Origin of the sequence: Vibrio sp. 779(2023), assembly GCF_033344285.1 — a bacterium.
GTDB classification, from domain to species: domain Bacteria; phylum Pseudomonadota; class Gammaproteobacteria; order Enterobacterales; family Vibrionaceae; genus Vibrio; species Vibrio alginolyticus.
In genome coordinates, this window is sequence record NZ_JAWPOM010000003.1 from 244557 (window position 1) to 262468 (window position 17912).

At 45.1% G+C, this 17912-nt stretch carries 12 protein-coding genes; 7 read left to right on the forward strand and 5 right to left on the reverse strand.

The features are described 5' to 3' along the window. Nucleotides 1-79 precede the first annotated feature (79 nt). Together vmeY and vmeZ are read left to right on the forward strand one after the other, a co-directional pair. The gene (gene vmeY, locus R8O70_RS06245) at nt 80-1207 is read left to right on the forward strand and encodes a multidrug efflux RND transporter periplasmic adaptor subunit VmeY (protein ID WP_005389044.1); all 1128 of its coding nucleotides are present in this window, start codon (nt 80-82) and stop codon (nt 1205-1207) included. Nucleotides 1208-1216: 9 nt separating this feature from the next. Then, nucleotides 1217-4369 carry a multidrug efflux RND transporter permease subunit VmeZ gene (gene vmeZ, locus R8O70_RS06250; RefSeq protein ID WP_258625158.1) on the forward strand — a complete coding sequence of 1051 codons (3153 nt, stop codon included), beginning with the start codon at nt 1217-1219 and terminating at the stop codon, nt 4367-4369. 89 nt (nt 4370-4458) lie between these two features. On the opposite strand, the gene R8O70_RS06255 is transcribed toward vmeZ, so the two are convergent. Next, entirely contained in the window at nt 4459-6228 is a 1770-nt protein-coding gene (locus R8O70_RS06255; RefSeq protein ID WP_258613968.1) for a methyl-accepting chemotaxis protein, read from the reverse strand. A 100-nt stretch (nt 6229-6328) separates the two neighbouring features. Then, nucleotides 6329-6742 (reverse strand): alternative ribosome rescue aminoacyl-tRNA hydrolase ArfB, encoded by a 414-nt coding sequence (gene arfB, locus R8O70_RS06260; protein WP_017635196.1) that lies wholly within the window; start codon nt 6740-6742, stop codon nt 6329-6331. A 76-nt stretch (nt 6743-6818) separates the two neighbouring features. On the opposite strand from arfB, the gene R8O70_RS06265 reads away from it, so the two are divergent. After that, nucleotides 6819-7421, forward strand: coding sequence for a beta-phosphoglucomutase family hydrolase (locus R8O70_RS06265; protein ID WP_318184085.1), 603 nt, complete (start codon nt 6819-6821; stop codon nt 7419-7421). An 88-nt stretch (nt 7422-7509) separates the two neighbouring features. Here the strand turns inward: R8O70_RS06265 and R8O70_RS06270 are convergent, their stop codons facing one another. Further along, nucleotides 7510-8502, reverse strand: a complete 993-nt coding sequence (locus R8O70_RS06270; protein WP_005373499.1) for an OmpA family protein — start codon at nt 8500-8502, stop codon at nt 7510-7512. A gap of 458 nt (nt 8503-8960) precedes the next feature. On the opposite strand from R8O70_RS06270, the gene aroG reads away from it, so the two are divergent. The 3 genes from aroG to R8O70_RS06285 all read left to right on the forward strand — a co-directional run bounded on the left by aroG (nt 8961) and on the right by R8O70_RS06285 (nt 13117). Beyond that, a complete protein-coding gene (gene aroG / locus R8O70_RS06275) occupies nt 8961-10013 on the forward strand; it encodes a 3-deoxy-7-phosphoheptulonate synthase AroG (protein WP_017635200.1) in 1053 nt (350 codons plus the stop codon). A 159-nt stretch (nt 10014-10172) separates the two neighbouring features. Continuing rightward, a complete protein-coding gene (locus R8O70_RS06280; protein ID WP_258625159.1) occupies nt 10173-11345 on the forward strand; it encodes an MFS transporter in 1173 nt (390 codons plus the stop codon). A gap of 209 nt (nt 11346-11554) precedes the next feature. Beyond that, a complete protein-coding gene (locus R8O70_RS06285) occupies nt 11555-13117 on the forward strand; it encodes a methyl-accepting chemotaxis protein (RefSeq protein ID WP_213871419.1) in 1563 nt (520 codons plus the stop codon). A 141-nt stretch (nt 13118-13258) separates the two neighbouring features. On the opposite strand, the gene tkt is transcribed toward R8O70_RS06285, so the two are convergent. Together tkt and tal are read right to left on the reverse strand one after the other, a co-directional pair. Continuing rightward, complete coding sequence (gene tkt, locus R8O70_RS06290; RefSeq protein WP_136976715.1) at nt 13259-15250, reverse strand: transketolase; 1992 nt, start codon at nt 15248-15250, stop codon at nt 13259-13261. A 125-nt stretch (nt 15251-15375) separates the two neighbouring features. Next, entirely contained in the window at nt 15376-16326 is a 951-nt protein-coding gene (gene tal / locus R8O70_RS06295) for a transaldolase (RefSeq protein WP_005373488.1), read from the reverse strand. Between the two features lie 466 nt (nt 16327-16792). On the opposite strand from tal, the gene R8O70_RS06300 reads away from it, so the two are divergent. After that, nucleotides 16793-17794 (forward strand): sugar-binding transcriptional regulator, encoded by a 1002-nt coding sequence (locus R8O70_RS06300; protein WP_005387670.1) that lies wholly within the window; start codon nt 16793-16795, stop codon nt 17792-17794. The last annotated feature ends 118 nt before the right edge of the window (nt 17795-17912 follow it).

A 17912-nucleotide genomic window follows, 5' to 3' on the forward strand; every position in this document is an offset into this window, starting at 1 on the left:
CAGTGAAGTTTTCAGTGGCAGCAAGGAGTAAGGTTGATAGGAATTCAACAATATCCTGTTCTATAAAGACGGTAAATACATGCAAAAGAAACCACTTGTCGCACTAATGGCGGCTACAGCAATCCTCGCTGGATGCGGGGAAGCTAATAATGCCCAAACGAAAGGTCAAGCGCCTCTCGTAGTGACTCAGGATGTCACGGTTATCGACTACCAACCGAGCAAGTCTTATATCGGTCGCATTGAAGCAGTAGAAGATACCAATATTACCGCGCAGATTTCTGGCTACTTAAAAGCTCGTCACTTTGAAGAGGGGCAAATGGTAGAAAAAGGGCAGCTCCTTTACTCTATCGAGCCATCTTCTTTTGAAGCCCAAGTCGCGAGTGCTAAAGCCGCACTTGCACAAGCTAAAGCGGCGCTAAAAAAAGCCGAATTAGATCATACTCGAGGTAAAAACTTGTTGCCTCGCGGTAGTATCTCTCAATCTGAGTTTGATGCTTTAACTGCGGCACTTCTTGGTGCGAGAGCAGAGCTAGAAGCGGCAAATGCTCAACTTAAACTTGCTGAAGTTAACCTTTCCTATACTCAAATCCGAGCACCTTTTAGCGGACGTATTAGTGATACCAAAGTGAGTACGGGTGATCTGGTTTCTCCATCATCTGGCGTGCTGACAACTCTGGTGAGTTTAGATCCAGTTCATACCTCATTTAGTGTGAGTGAGCGTGAGCGTTTAGCTATGGGTATGGATCAAGTAAAAGGTGATGGCTCGGCTGAATCAAACCGCGTTGAAGTTCAGCTTGAACTGGAAAATGGACAGTTTTTTGAGCATCTTGGTAAGCTTGATTTCTTAGGTAATCGTATTGACACCAAAACGGGTACGATTGCTATGCGCGCGCTAGTGCCAAACCCAGAGCAGAAGTTACTTCCGGGTCAACACATCAAAGTGAACTTGAGAGATAAGAACACGAAAGACGTTATTGTTATCCCACGACGTGCCGTACAGACTGACTTAGAAGGTGACTTTGTGATGGTGATGGCTGAGGGAAGTGTGGCAGTGCGTCGTAACGTCGAGCTTGGCCCTCAGGTTGAACAAGGCATTATCATTCGAGAAGGGCTCGATCAGGAAGATACGGTTATTACACAAGGCCTACAACGTGTGCGTAATGGTGTAGAAGTGCGCCTTCAAGCACCTGCTGAAGATAAGCAGTAGGGGGGCACTATGTTAAGTCGTTTCTTTATTCAGAGACCTAAATTCGCGCTGGTTATTTCGATCATATTAATGCTAGCCGGCGCGATCTCACTGGCGATTTTGCCAGTGGCTGAGTACCCACAGATAAGCCCGCCATCAGTAAGCGTTTCGGCTTACTACACTGGCGCGAGTGCGGAAGTTGTCGAGCAGGCCATTGCGGACCCCATAGAGACCTCAGTCAACGGCGTTGAGGATATGATATACATGTCTTCAAAGAGCGCGAACGATGGCTCTTACAGCCTAAACGTCACGTTCGATGTTGGCACCGATCCAGATATGGCGCAAGTTAACGTGCAAAACCGCGTGTCACAGATTGAGTCAAAACTGCCTCAAGAAGTTCGCATGGTTGGTGTGACGGTGAAAAAGCGTTCACCTGACTTGCTGATGGTGCTTAACTTCTATTCACCTGATGGCAAATACGATGATCAGTTCTTGATTAACTACATTAACTTGAATGTAAAAGATCAGTTGGCTCGTGCGAAAGGTATCAGTGAAGTTAACGTGATTGGTGGTGGCGAATATGCAATGCGTGTTTGGTTAGATCCTGAAAAAATGGCCAACCTTAAGCTAACCACGTCAGACGTATACGCCGCTTTGGCTGAACAGAACGTTCAAGTTGCGGCAGGGCGTGTAGGTGCAGCACCATACAACAATCCGCAAGAAGTTCAGTTTAACCTTGTGACCAAAGGTCGCTTGGAAAGCGTGAGTGAGTTTGAGAACGTAGTCCTTCGAGCTAATCCCAATGGCTCTACGGTTTATCTGAAAGATGTTGCTCGCGTTGAACTAGGCAAAAAGTTCTACGATGGTAACGGTAAGTTCCGTGGCCAGGACGCGTCAATCGTTGCGTTGTCTCTTCAATCGGATGCGAATGCGTTAGAAAGTGGTCAGGCCGTCATGGAGCTCCTTGAAGGCTTGAGCAAAAACTTCCCAGAGGGAATGGAATACGAGACCAGCTACGATACAACCGTGTTCGTATCTGAATCGATCAAAGGGGTAGTAAAAACACTGATTGAAGCGATTCTATTGGTGATTGCTGTAACTTACTTGTTCTTGGGTAGTGCGCGTGCAACGTTGATTCCTGTTGTCGCGATCCCCGTTTCTCTGATTGGTACGTTTGCCATCATGCAGGCAACGGGCTTCACCATTAATACGGTTACTTTGTTTGGCTTGATCCTTGCGATTGGTATCGTGGTGGACGATGCGATTCTGGTTATCGAAAACGTCGATACTACCATGGCGAAAGACCCAACCATCTCACCGCGTAAAGCGACGTTGCTAGCGATGAAAGAAGTAACGGGCCCAATCATCACGTCGACCTTGGTTCTACTTGCGGTATTCATACCCGTCGCCATGCTGCCAGGTATCACCGGTATCATGTATCGCCAGTTCGCTTTGACCATCTGTATTTCGGTTGTGATTTCATCCATCAATGCATTGACGCTGTCTCCAGCACTTTGTTCTCTGGTATTGAAGCAGGGTGGGGGCAATACCGCTAACTGGTTCCAGGCTTTCAACCGAGGCTTAGAGCGCATCACTACGCGTTATGGCCAGATCGCTGGTTTCTTGGTGAAGAAGTCTTTACTGCTCGTGACGTTCTTTATAGTTGCTATCGCAGCGGTCACTTTCTTTGCGAAAACTACCTCTACAGCGTTTGTTCCTCAAGAAGATAAAGGCATTTTGCTGGTTAACGTACAGCTACCAGATTCAGCCTCTTTATCACGTACTGAAGAAGTCACCAATGATTTAATGAAAATGATCGGTGAAGAACCTGGTGTGGATGGTGTGACGGTTGCGAACGGTTACTCGTTTATGACAGGCGCAGCAGCATCAAACGGTGCTTCTGTATTTATCAAATTGCATGATTGGGATACTCGTAACTCGCTGCAAGGAGAGCACTCTGCTAATGCTATCGCGGCACGTATTAACGGGCGAGCGGCGACAGAGTTACCTCAAGCGGTTGTTTTTGCGATGGGACCACCGGCGGTTCCAGGTATGGGCGCTGCGTCTGGTTTTGAGTTTGTGCTTGAAGACACGCTAGGGCGAAGTCGTACCGACTTGTCGATGGTCATGGGAGAAATGATCCAAGCGGCTAACCAAGCGCCTGAAATTGCCTACACGTTTAGCACGTTCCGCGCGAATGTTCCGCACTACTACGTTGATATCGATCGTGAGAAAGCGCAGCAATTAGGTATTTCGCTGTCGTCTATTTTCCAAACCTTGCAAGGCAACTTAGGTTCGCTTTATGTGAATGACTTCACCATGTTTGGTAAGAACTTCCGCGTAACCATGCAAGCTGATAGCCAGCACCGTAGCAGCATGGAAGATCTAGAGCGTTTCCATGTTCGTTCTTCGAACGGTGATATGGTTCCGTTAAGTACGCTAGTGAGCTACGAGCAAGTGTTTGAGCCTGATGTGGCGTGGCGTTACAACATGTACCGCAGTGCTATCATTCAAGGCCAACCAGCACCGGGTTACTCTAGTGGTGATGCGATTGCCGCAATGGAACGCGTTGCTGCTGAAGTTCTTCCACAAGGGTATACGTATGAATGGACAGGTATGGCTTATCAGGAAGTGCTTGCGGGCAACCAAGCCATTTATGCGTTTGCGCTGGCTTTGATATTCATTTACTTGTTTATGGTGGCTCAGTATGAGAGTTGGAGTATTCCACTGGCTATTATTTTGGTGGTCCCAGTAGCAACGTTAGGTTCCTTCCTTGCGTTGAATCTAACTGGCACGCCGCTTAACTTGTATGCCCAAATTGGTCTTGTCTTGCTCATAGCCTTGGCGGCGAAAAACGCAATTTTGATTGTGGAGTTCGCCAAGCAAGAGCGTGAAGAAAAAGATGCTGATATCGATAGTGCAGCGGTTAAAGGAGGCACGTTACGTTTCCGCGCTGTGAATATGACATCTTGGTCATTTATCCTGGGTATCTTCCCGCTTATCTTTGCCGCTGGCGCGGGGCACGTGAGTCAAAACTCACTCGGCGTGTCGCTGATTGGTGGTCTATTGTGTGTGCTTCTAGCAGGTACATTCTTGATCCCAGGCTTCTACGCTCTGGTGCAAAGACAGCGTGAGAAAGTTCATGGCGGCAACACCAAGCTGGTTCCTCTTGATGATGAATAATCACATCCGAAGTGCGCAGTAAGCACGAAGTGACAATTGAAAAAAAGCCCGAAGCAATGACTGCCTCGGGCTTTCTATTTTGAAAAGGGTTATTTTAGCGCAGTTTTGAATTGTGCAACGGCTTCATCCATATCATGAGCTTGAGCAGAGACAGAGTTCACTTCATGCAAGCATTCCTGAGCGGATTGCATGTTATTCTCAGATATTGCGTTTAGCTCGGTGATTGAACCGCTAACTTGGTTCATCACGATACCTTGTTCTTCAATTGCTGAAGCTATGCGCTCCGAATTACCTTGAATTGAATGCATGTCAGTAATGATCTGTTGCAGGCTAGAATCCAGTTTTTCAGAAGCATTAAGTGTTTGTTGCCCTTGATCGTTACATTGATCAATATCAGCAACAACTGTCGACATTTGAGTTTGAATATCTGCAACGACCCGCGTGATTTCCTCAGTAGATTGATGAGTTCGGCTAGCTAGGGCGCGTACTTCATCGGCAACAACTGCAAACCCGCGGCCTTGTTCGCCTGCTCGCGCGGCTTCAATTGCTGCGTTGAGAGCTAGTAGGTTGGTTTGCTCTGCTATTTCTTGGATGATGTTCACGGCACCACCAATTTTATCTACATGGTGATTCAGCGAGCCAATCGAATGCTGGCTGTTTGATAAAATCGTGGTTAGTTGACCGATGTTGGTTACCGTTGCCTCAACAACTCCTCGGCCTTGTTCGGCATTATTCGCTGCCTGATGTACGCCTTCTACCGCAACTGATGTGCTTTCAGAGATTTCACCTATTGTAGCAACCATTTGCTGAACTGCCGTCGCCATTGATGCAGTGTGGTCAGTTTGAGTGTGGAATTGCTCCATAACGCCTTCTAACTCACGATGCATATTATCGGTACTTTCAGTGAGTTGCGCCGATTTTTCTTGGGTACTACTAATTAGATGCTCAAGCTTATCCAATAGGTCATTGAGGTGATGACTGATATCAAATAGCTCGTCTTGACCTTTCAAATCAGATCGAAGTCCCATGTTGTTCGTTTCGCTGATACTTCGAATGGTGCCAAGTAAGCTATTCACTCGCGTGTTGATTGAACGTGAAATTTGCCAAATCAATGCGAAAATAACGACTAAGATCAGAGCTGTAATGACCTGCTTGATGGTCGACATTTGTTCATCACGTTGTGCGGCAGCAGAGCTAAGGGCTGTGGAAAAGGTTTCAAATTGCTCTTCTACGGCATGGGATAATGCGCGAGTTTCACCGAGTAGGCCTTTGTCATAAGCAACCCCAACAACTTGCTTTTGGGCCGCCAATTGCTTACCTGTTTTGATAAGCTCCGGAGCATATTGCCCCTCAAGCAAGTCACTATTGAATAGTCCTGCTTTTACCGCAGAGTCAAAACGGACTAATGCCAATAACTGCTGGTGGTCTGAACGTTGTTTTGCTTCTAATAGTGCTTGTTCGTAACCAGCGAGAAGCCCACTCTTTGAATCAAGCCCGTATCGTTGGTAAGCGCTGACCAGATTCTGAAAGCCCCTTTGGTATGCGAGCAAGTCTTGCTTAAATTGTTGACTGGAAGGTAATTCATTACTCTTGAGTATGTTCGCAAGCTCTTTTTCTGTGTCTATAAACTTGTCAACATTGGCGTCAAACTTATTTAGATATTTGTCATTACTACGTAGTAGGAAATCTTTTTCATTTCTGCGTAAGTTGAGTAAGCGTATTTCTAGATCACCAACGAGTTTGATGGCGTGATTAAGATCATTGCTCTTATTTTCAAAATGGGATGACGTACCCAAAAGGGCCACGATGCCTAAAATGGCGATAACTCCGAGGAAGTAGAGTTTTTGCCTAATAGTCATATTGTTGTTTCCTGAATAAGTAACTAAAAAGAGAAATCCAATGAGATTTCCAAGGGCTAGCAAACGTTGTTCAACTAACATGTCGAGAAAACGACATGCACTAATACAGCACTTTCTTACGTTGCTGTTTTTTCGCTCCGTGCTTGTTTTTTGTATCAAGTCGTCGGCGTTGAGAAGCGCGGGTTGGTTTCGTTTTAATACGCTTCTTCTCCTGTAAAGCGGCAGCTTTTATCAATGCTTGAAGCCGATTTAGGGCGTCTTCCTTATTTTGTTCTTGTGTCCGAAATTGTTGCGCTTTGATGATGATCACGCCATCTTTACTTATACGACTATCAGAAAGTGCAAGTAATCGCTCTTTGTAAAAGTCAGGTAAGCTTGAATGCCGGATATCAAAGCGCAGGTGTATAGCGGACGCTACCTTGTTAACGTTCTGGCCACCATTTCCTTGAGCTCTAATTGGGGATAATTGAATTTCCCACTCTTGAATTGTGACGGAGTTCGAAATTTTGAGCATGATAAGTAAATGCCGGTAAGGACGATTGAAAGAGCTGATAAATTAACATTACAGATGCACAAATAGAAGAAAAGACATGAGCACGATTGATTTTAGACCCTATGAGGGATTCATATTTGATATGGATGGTACTCTAATCGATACCATGCCAGCCCATTTGGCAGCTTGGCAAGCAACTGCTGAGCGTTTTGATTTTCCGTTTTGCCAGGAATGGTTTCACAGTTTGGGAGGGATGCCGAGCTTTAAAATTGTTGAGGAACTAAATCGTGTGCATGAGCTTTCATTAGATCCTAAAACTGTCGCGACATTTAAAATGGAAACATTCGCTGCTATGGAGCTTCATGGTGACGTTATTCCTTGCACGAACATCGTGTTAGAGGAATATTTAGGCCATAAGAAAATTGCAGTCGGGACTGGCAGCCAACGAGGAAGTGCCATGCGCTTATTAAGCCATGCAGGTTTATTAGACAAGTTGGATGTTGTAGTAACCGCGAGTGATGTAGAGAACCATAAACCCTTTCCAGATACCTTTTTGGTGGCCGCGGAACAACTCGACTTGGAGGCGTCACAGTGTCTTGTGTTCGAGGATACTGAGTTGGGGAAGCGAGCGGCGCATGCAGCTGGTATGGATTGCGTTATGGTGCAAGATAATGAGTTGATCTTTTTCCCAAAACCATAGTGGCAATATCCCTTAATATGAGATCAAAATGGGGTGCAAATGCACCCCATTAATTTTTACCACATCATCGATCATGAATCATAGATGCTTATTCTGGTTGAACTAGCTCTTGGTATTCAAATGAAGGTACCACAACTTCTACGCGACGGTTTTTCTCACGACCTTCGCGAGTGCTGTTGTCAGCAACTGGGTTTTCTTCACCCATACCTTTAACTGTCAAACGATCTGAACCAATGCCAGCTGCGGTTAGGTAATCAGCAACAGATTGAGCACGACGCTCAGACAGTTTTTGGTTGTATGCCGCAGGGCCTGAGCTATCCGTGTAACCAGTAATCTCTACTTGAGCTTGAGGATATTCGTTCAAGAATGAAACAAAGTTGTCCAGACGTTCAGAAACGGACTCTGTTAACTTAGCACTATCGAATTCAAACGTACCTGTACCGTACTCTTCTTTGTGCACCTTGCTCATCATCACTGGTTCTGGATCTGGCTCGATCACTTCTTCCGTTACAACTGCTGCAACAACTGGAGCTGCTGCGAATTTGTAGTTAACACCGATACCAAAGAAGTTAGCATCCATGTCGTCCCACACGTCGTCAGACATATCTTGGTAGCGTTGGTATTCAGCGCGAACACTCCAGTTTCTATCGATCGAGTATTCAGCACCCAAAGAACCTGTTGGGACAAAGTCTGTTTCGTCATCAGACATCATGTAAGCACCACCGATCTTAGCAAATAGATTCCAAGAGTCGTTTAAGTGCCAGTTGAATTTAGGTGCAAGTGTTAAAGCCGTTAGATTGCCGTCAATCGTATTAATCGTATTAGCCCCTGACCTAGAGTTTCCTTCATAGTCGCCTAAGAAGTCTACGCCGTACTCTAGCCCGATGATATCGGTAAAGTCATAACCGATATGTAGTCCTGCACCGAACGCTTCATCATCACAAGGGCTATTTAGATAGCAAGCGTCGTCAAGTGTAGTCATGCCCACTTTGCCCCCGATGTACATTTCAGCTTGAGCAGAGTTTAAAAGCGCGCTACTACCAGCTACCACTGCTGCTACTGCAATTGCTACTTTGTTCATAATGTTTCCTTGTATTGATTGCATATTAACTTCTACTTCGTTTTATCAAAAAATTAGAAAAAACCAGCGTTTATAAGAAATTAGTTTAATATTCTAATCATTTCATATCAAGCAACAATATATTTGAACTTGATCAACATTTACTACCCAAAAATACCTCACAAACTTCTGATATTTCTTACATTGTAGTAAAGATTTTTTGGTGCATAAGAAAATTGATGATTATTTTGAACTTTTTTCGTAAACTTTACTTTACATTGTGCGCGGTGGTTAACAGGTGGTTTTTATTTGCATTTATTTGCAAAAACTGATTGCAAGTCTACGCCTAAGCCGATAAGTTACTTAAACGCTAGACAGAAAATGACCACAGCCCTTGATGCTGCTCGCTTTGTGAACAATGTTGCAATGAGTTCAGTTGGTAAAAATGGGGTCGGAAATAAAACCAGGAAGTAGAAGTAATGTTTCAAACTGATGATGTAAGAATAAATAGAGTAAAAGAGTTATTGCCACCTGTTGCAGTATTAGAGAAGTTCCCAGCGACTGAAACCGCTTCTTCGACCACTTTTGATTGCCGTAACGCCATTCACAATATTCTTGAAGGAAAAGACGATCGATTACTCGTGATCGTTGGCCCGTGTTCTATTCACGATCCGGCTGCCGCGGTTGAGTACGGTAAAAAGCTAAAAGTACTACGTGATGAACTGGGCGAGCAGCTTGAGGTTGTTATGCGAGTTTATTTTGAAAAGCCGCGTACGACCGTTGGTTGGAAAGGCCTTATCAATGACCCTTACTTAAATGACACCTATAAGCTAAATGATGGTCTACGTATCGGACGTAAACTTCTTCTTGATCTAACCGATATGGGCTTGCCAACGGCAAGTGAATTCTTAGATATGATCACACCTCAGTACGTGGCGGATTTGATCAGTTGGGGCGCTATCGGTGCTCGTACGACAGAATCTCAGGTTCACCGCGAGCTAGCTTCTGGTCTTTCTTGTCCTGTAGGTTTCAAAAACGGTACAGACGGGAATATTAAAATAGCGAGCGACGCGATTCGTTCTGCAAGCGCTTCCCATCACTTCCTTTCAGTAACAAAATACGGTCATTCCGCGATCGTAGAAACCGCTGGTAATCCAGACTGCCATATTATTCTACGTGGCGGTAAAGAACCAAACTACAGTGCAGCACATGTAGCTCAAATTAAAGATGAGCTGGACACTGCAGGTCTGCCGAAAAAAGTGATGATTGATTTTAGCCATGCTAACAGCTCGAAGCAGTTCAAGCGTCAAATGCTGGTGTCTGATGATGTATCCGAGCAAATCTCTGCTGGCGAAGAAGCCATTTTTGGAGTGATGATCGAGTCTCATTTAGTTGAAGGTCGCCAAGACTTAGTGGATGGTAAAGCAGCCACTTATGGTCAGTCGATTACTGATGCATGTATTGGTTGGGAAGATACGGAAACGGTACTTCGTCAGCTTTCTGATGCAGTAAAAGCGCGCCGCAACAAGTAAGCTCAACAGAAAAACTTTTTAAAAGCGAAAAGTGAATAGTGAAGAGCCAGAGGTACTATGCCTCTGGCTCTTTTTGTTGAGAATTACTCTCATATCTTTCTATTGTTTCTGCTTTCCTATATGTTATCTGTATACGTTGTAACCAAAAGGAATTTGGAATTGAATCGTAATGTATGGCTTCTATCCCTCTGCCAAGCCTTATTAATGACAGGGAATATTTTACTCATATCTGTTATTGCCCTTATTGGCAAAACACTTGCGCCGTCATCAAGTTTTATCACATTACCAGTTGCACTGCAGTTTTTGGGACTGATGGCCGCGACAATTCCTGCGTCGCTAATTATGGGCAAGTTAGGGCGTCGCCTTGGTTTTAGCCTTGGTAATGTCATTGGCATTTTGGGTGCTAGTCTAGCGACGTATGCATTAAGTCAACAAAACTTCTATCTGTTCTGCATGTCTACGTTTTTGCTTGGTGTTGGTATAGGTTTCGGTACTCTATACAGGTTTGCTGCCATTGAAGTGTGTGAAGAGTCGGCAAGGCATAGGGCGATTTCGATATCTATGGCGGGTGGGGTGTTAGCGGCGATCCTTGGGCCTAATCTGGCCGTGTACTCGCAGCAGTGGTCAGATGATGGCTTATACATTAGTGCATTTGCTGTGCTTGTCGTGCTTTATATAACCGCGTTGGTTGTGCTACAAACCATTCGTTTTCCACCTGCACACACGCAGGCGCTACACGCTAAGGCGGATAAGCTGAGACTGATTATTCGTCGACCTAATTTCATGCTGGCAGTTATCGCGGCAATGGTTGCGTACGCGGTGATGAACATTTTAATGACAGCAACTCCTTTAGCGATGATTGGTTGTGGCTTTGATTTTGATAAAGCGGCGGGAGTGATCGAATGGCACGTGTTGGGTATGTTTGCACCTGCGTTTGTCACGGGCCGTCTGATAGAGCGGTTTGGCGCTAAGAATATGATTTTGGCGGGTGGATTGCTATTTGTTGCTTGTATTGGAATTAATATACATGGAGTGTCTATCTGGCATTTTAGTCTTGCTTTAATCCTGTTAGGAATAGGGTGGAACTTTATGTTTATCGCAGCAACCGGGCTGTTTAGTCAAAGTTATGAAGCGAAAAACAGAAGCAAGGCTCAAGCGTTTAATGAATTCTTCGTGTTCAGTTGTGTCACCATCACCGCATTACTATCTGGTTGGCTTGAGTCTACCGTAGGTTGGCAGAATCTTAATTTGTATGTTCTTCCATTTGTGTTAATCGTTATCGCGATGTTTGCGTTAAAAACGAATAAAAAGCCAGAATCACAAACCGCTTAATTGAGGCTTAATATATAACCCGGCCGATCGTGTCGGGTTTGTTTATTAGCTCAAATCAACAATCTCTTCTTTATCTTTTTATCGATAATGTGAATTCCCACAATAAAAATGTCGATTTGATAAGACTTTTTATCTAACTTTTTGTAATAAAAATAAAAATCCTGTATATATCTTGCCGAAAATCAATAAAAACTAAAGAAGTTTCGTCTATGTCAGCCAATATTTCTCATAAAGCTCAAGAAACTCTCGTGAGGGAGTCTGAGGAACTCGTCTCAACAACAAACTTACAAGGCGTTATTACATATTGTAATGAAGCCTTTTGCCGCGTTGCTGAATACACTCACGAAGAACTTGTCGGTCAGAACCATAATATAGTTCGTCATAATGATATGCCTAAAGCCGCTTTCGGTGACATGTGGGCACGCCTTAAACAAGGTAAAGCCTGGCGTGGAATGGTTAAGAATGCCACTAAGTCTGGCGGTTACTATTGGGTTGATGCTTATGTCACCCCTATCTACGAAGACAACCATGTTGTTGGGTATCAATCAGTGCGCGTGAAACCAAAGCGAGAGTGGGTTGATATTGCGACAAAAGCCTACAAAAGCATGCGTGCTGCAGAGAAGTCTGGTCGAACTTGGTCGTTGAAAATCAATGAAACCATTCGCTATGCGATTCTACTTGGTGCACTAACCGCACCTGCAACCGCATATGCGTTGTCTGTTGAAGGGCCGTTGGCTTGGCTTGCAAGTGCGTTACCTGCAAGTGTTCTGGCTCTGTTATTCCGCCAAGAGTTAATTGATACACCTCAGCAACTTAAAAAGTTACAAAAGCAATATGACAGCGTAAGTCGCTTGATCTATTCCGGTAACACGGCATTTTCGATTGCCGATTTCCATATCAAAATGCTATCCGCAAGAATTCGAACCGTGTTAGGAAGAATGACTGACTCCGCATTGCCTTTGCAGCATTGCGCCGAAGAGCTCAGTCAAACAACAGCAGAAGTCTCGGCTGCATTAAATCAGCAAAATACCGATATTCATCGTGTGCGAGATGCTACCCAAGAGGTGGAGTTGTCGGCAAATTCGGTTTCTTCGAGTACCAATGATGCCCATATGTTGATTGATGATACATTGAAGTCATGCTTGATGGCGAAGGAGACCATCGATCAAACGCACACCAATCTAGCGAAGTTAAGCCTTCAAGCTGAAAAAGCGACGGAAACGACGTATCAACTGAGTGATCAGGCGCAGAAGGTGAACCATTTGATGGAAGAGATTGGTGGGATCGCAGAGCAAACCAATTTACTGGCACTCAACGCGGCGATTGAAGCGGCAAGAGCAGGGGAGCAAGGTCGTGGTTTTGCTGTTGTAGCTGATGAGGTCCGCGCGCTTTCTGGGCGAACATCCAATGCAACTGAACAAATCCAAGCCTCTATCTCCACTATGTTGGCAACGATTCAAAGTTGGCAGAAAGATATTCTGGCAAACAAAGAGCAAACCGATGCCTGTTCTCAAGTAGCAGAACAAAGCGCGTTGCGTTTGTCTGAAGTTGAACAGATGATGCAAACCATGAGTGGGCTGATGGTTGATGTAGCAGAAGCGGCGAATAACCAGTTAAAGCTATCTAGTGATGTAAACCAGCACATTCATTCTATTGCTTCGACCGCAGAACAAAACTTGGCAGCAACACATTCAGTTGAGCAAAATAGCCGACAGTTGAAAGACCAAGTACAAGATTTCTATCAGCTCGCACTTCGATTTGAAGACAAATAGTCGTAACGAAAGTTGTGATGTTTATGTCCTGGCTGCGTTTATGCGAATAGGAGCCAGATAAAAGAAAGCCCCGCCATTGCTGGTGGGGCTTTTCAGTTTTCACATTCGCAATAGAGAAAACTGACTATCTTTTTACTGCAATTACGCGAGTAGCTCTTTTGCTGTGTTCACTACGTTTTCAGTCGTGAAACCAAACATTTTGAATAGTTCGCCGGCTGGTGCAGATTCACCGAATGAAGTCATACCAATGATGCGACCGTCGAAGCCTACGTACTTGTACCAGAAGTCAGCAATACCTGCTTCAATTGCGATACGTGCTGTTACGTCTGATGGCAGTACAGCTTCACGGTAAGTGGCGTCTTGTTTGTCAAATGCATCTGTTGATGGCATTGAAACAACGCGTACTTTCTTACCTTCAGTAGTTAGCTGTGCTGCTGCTTCTACTGCTAGTTCAACTTCAGAACCTGTTGCGATAAGGATTAGCTCTGGCTTGCCTTCGCAATCTTTCAGAATGTAAGCACCTTTCGCGATGTCTGCTACTTGTTCTGCTGTGCGCTCTTGTTGCGCAAGGTTTTGACGAGAGAAGATAAGTGCTGTCGGTGCATCTTTACGTTCAATCGCTAGTTTCCAAGCTACAGCGGACTCAACTTGGTCACATGGACGCCATGTGCTCATGTTTGGTGTTAGGCGTAGCGATGCCATTTGCTCAACTGGTTGGTGAGTTGGACCATCTTCGCCAAGACCGATAGAGTCATGCGTGTACACTTGGATGTTCTGAATTTTCATCAGCGCAGCCATACGCATTGCGTTACGTGCGTACTCCATGAACATTAGGAATGTTGCGCCGTAAGGAACGAAACCACCGTGTAGCGCGATACCGTTCATGATCGCTGTCATACCGAATTCACGTACGCCGTAGTGGATGTAGTTACCAGAGAAGTCGCTTGCTTCTAGAGACTTAGAACCAGACCACATGGTTAGGTTAGAAGGTGCTAGGTCAGCAGAGCCACCCATGAACTCTGGTAGTAGAGCACCAAATGCTTCTAGAGCATTTTGAGACGCTTTACGTGATGCAATGTTTGCTGGGTTAGCTTGAAGATCAGCAATGATTTGGCTTGCTTTTTCTTCCCACTGTGCAGGAAGCTCGCCGTTTACGCGGCGTTTAAATTCAGCTGCCAGCTCAGGGTACGCTGCTTCATAAGCTGCAAATTTCTCGTTCCACGCTGCTTCCTTAGCTGCGCCTGTTTCTTTCGCTGACCATTCTGCGTAGACTTCTTGCGGAATTTCAAAAGGACCGTGCTCCCAACCTAGTTCTTTGCGTGTTGCTGCGATTTCTTCTGCACCTAGTGGCGCACCGTGACAATCGTGTGAACCAGATTTGTTTGGTGAACCAAAACCGATGATAGTCTTAGTACAGATAAGTGTAGGACGTGGATCCGCTTTCGCTGCTTCAATTGCTGCGTTGATTGCGTCAGCATCGTGACCGTCTACTGCAGGGATTACGTGCCAACCGTAAGCTTCGAAACGCTTAGGTGTGTCGTCAGAGAACCAACCTTCAACGTGACCGTCGATAGAGATGCCGTTGTCATCCCAGAACGCGATCAGCTTGCCTAGACCTAGAGTACCTGCAAGAGAACATGCCTCGTGCGAAATACCTTCCATCAGACAGCCGTCGCCCATGAACACGTAAGTGAAGTGGTCAACGATGTCGTGGCCTTCTTTGTTGAACTGTGCTGCTAGCGCTTTTTCAGCTAGAGCCATACCAACCGCGTTAGTGATGCCTTGACCTAGCGGACCCGTTGTGGTCTCGATTCCTGGCGCGTAACCGTACTCTGGGTGACCAGGAGTTTTAGAGTGAAGCTGACGGAAGTTTTTCAGATCGTCGATAGACAACTCGTAACCTGCAAGGTGCAGTAGAGAGTAAATCAGCATTGAGCCGTGGCCGTTAGACAGTACGAAACGGTCGCGGTCTGCCCACTCAGGGTTTGATGGGTTGTGGTTTAGATGAGAGCGCCAAAGAACTTCAGCGATGTCAGCCATACCCATAGGTGCACCTGGGTGACCAGAGTTAGCTTGTTGAACACCATCCATGCTTAGCGCACGGATTGCATTTGCTAGATGTTTACGATCCATAGTGATTACTTCTCGATATTTGATTTAAATAGAGGGAACTCGCCGAAACAAGTTCAAATAGAATTTTTTGAAAATAGTGCTGATGGTAAAAGCGAGTAGACGGGCTACTCGCTTTTGGTAAGCAATTAAAGCTTAGCTTCGATCATCGCTTCTAGTTTGCCTTGGTCAACGGCGAAGTTGCGGATACCTTCAGCCAGCTTCTCAACAGCCATTGGGTCTTGGTTATGTTCCCATAGGAATTCAGCGTGAGTCATTGGTGCTGGACGCTCAGCTGCGCCTTTAGAATCAACTAGTTTCTCAACTACTTCACCTTCAGCTGCTTCTAGTTCTGCAAGTAGAGCAGGAGCGATAGTTAGACGGTCACAACCAGCTAGTTCTAAGATCTCACCGATATTACGGAAGCTTGCGCCCATAACTACAGTTTTGTAGCCGTATTCTTTGTAGTAGTTGTAGATCTTAGTTACAGATAGTACGCCTGGATCTTCTTGAGCTTCGAAGTCACGGCCTTCTTTCGCTTTGTACCAGTCCATGATACGACCAACGAATGGCGAGATTAGGAATACACCCGCTTCTGCACAAGCACGTGCTTGAGCGAACGAGAATAGAAGCGTTAGGTTACAGTTGATGCCTTCTTTTTCTAGGATCTCAGCTGCGCGAATGCCTTCCCAAGTTGAAGCCAGTTTGATAAGGATACGGTCGTTAGTGATGCCAGCATCGTTGTACATTTTCACTAGTTGACGAGCTTTCGCTACGCTGCCTTCCATATCGTAAGATAGACGAGCGTCTACTTCTGTAGAGATACGACCTGGGATAGTTTTTAGGATTTCTTTACCGATGTTTACTGCAAGCATGTCACAAGTATCTTGAACTTGTTGAGCTTTGTCGTTGCTCTGTGCTTTAGCGTATTCGATTGAAGCATCGATTAGAGGTGCGTACTCTGCGATTTGAGCGGCTTTAAGGATAAGAGAAGGGTTAGTTGTTGCGTCTTCTGGCTGATACTTTTTAATTGCATCAATCTCGCCAGTGTCTGCTACTACAGTCGTTAGTTTACGAAGTTGCTCTAACTTGTTGCTCATAATCGATCATCCTATTTAAATGGGCTTAAGCGTGATTTTTGTTATCACAGCTTGTGCATTTGCAAGCGAGTTAGCTAACCGTCTCATCGCATTTAATGAGACATCTGCTCAGCCAACTACGGAAAATTTCGTTACCGAACAAATGCTATGAACATTTGATCGATAGCTGAGTAAATGATGTGTCCATATTTATCCTATCTATGCTGAAAGTCAATCGCTGAAATGGACTTATAGTGAACTTCATCAACGTTTTTTTACTGTGTGTTTAGTGGTTAACCCAAATAAACGTTTGCCCTTATTGTTCAAAGCTTGAGCGTTGTCCAAGAGGGTAAAAAATTGTAGTGAGAAAATGTTATTGCGATGAGCAAATGTAGCGTTTAAATTGATAAAGAACATATGCTAAGTCAATGAGCATATGTTCACTTATTGCATACAATATCGATCCTCTTAAAGGGCGAGAGAAACCATGAGCAGTTCTAATCAAGATATTTCCATTGAAAACACGGATTTGTTGACAGAGATTTCCGTCGCGTATTATCAAGACGGTGCGACTCAGGAAGAGATATCGAGAAAATTTGCCATATCACGCGCAAAGGTTGGGCGAATGCTCAAGCAGGCGCGTGATGAAGGCATTGTTGAAATTACCGTTAAATACCATCCGGTGTTCAGCGCCAAGATCGAACAACGTTTGATCGAGCGATTCGGCGTTAAGCGCGCGCTTGTTGCTCTTGATCAACCGAATGAAGAAGCGCAACGACTACAGGTATCGGGATTGGTGTCCAATTATCTCACTAGCACGCTCAAAAACGGCATGGTGGTGACGGTCGGACAAGGGCGCAACGTGTCGTCTGTCGCTCACCATATTGGTGTTATTACGCCGCGTGATTGTAAATTTGTGTGTGGCATTGGTGGTATTCATCCGCGTGGCGGTATGTATAACGCCGACCATATTTGTCGTCAGTTGGCGAAGAAATATGGGGGGACCTCTGAAACCCTTTATGCGCCGGCTTACGCAGAAAACAGAGAACAGAAGTTGGCCTTTATGCAAAATGCAACCGTGAAACAAACGCTCGACCTAGCACGTAAAGCCGATGTCGCTTTGGTTGGTATTGGTGACATGAGCGAAAACAGTTACATGGTCGACTTAGGTTGGTTTACGCCTGATGAAGTGGTTCAGTCGAGACTTCAACAAGGTGTGGTAGGGGATTTTGCAGGTTATGACTTCTTTGATATTCACGGTAATGTAGCGAACACGGTAATGAGTGACCGAGTAATTGGACTTGGTATTGAAGAGTTTCGGCCGATCTCGGAAGTCATTGCGATCGCAGCAGAGAACAGCAAGCCGCTCGCTCTACTCGGAGCATTAAGAACTGGAGCGATAGACGTGATCGCCACGAGCGTTAGCAACGCATTAACCGTGCTCAACTTAGATGAGCAAATGCACGGCAACGCGACATCTGAACGCTAACGGAAATAGTCGGCTTTTGATGTAGTCAGGCTATGAGGAGGGACAAATCACTCATAGCCAGTTTCTATTTCGAAATGACAAGTTTGGTTTAGAAGCTGCGTTTAGTTTATTGGAACAC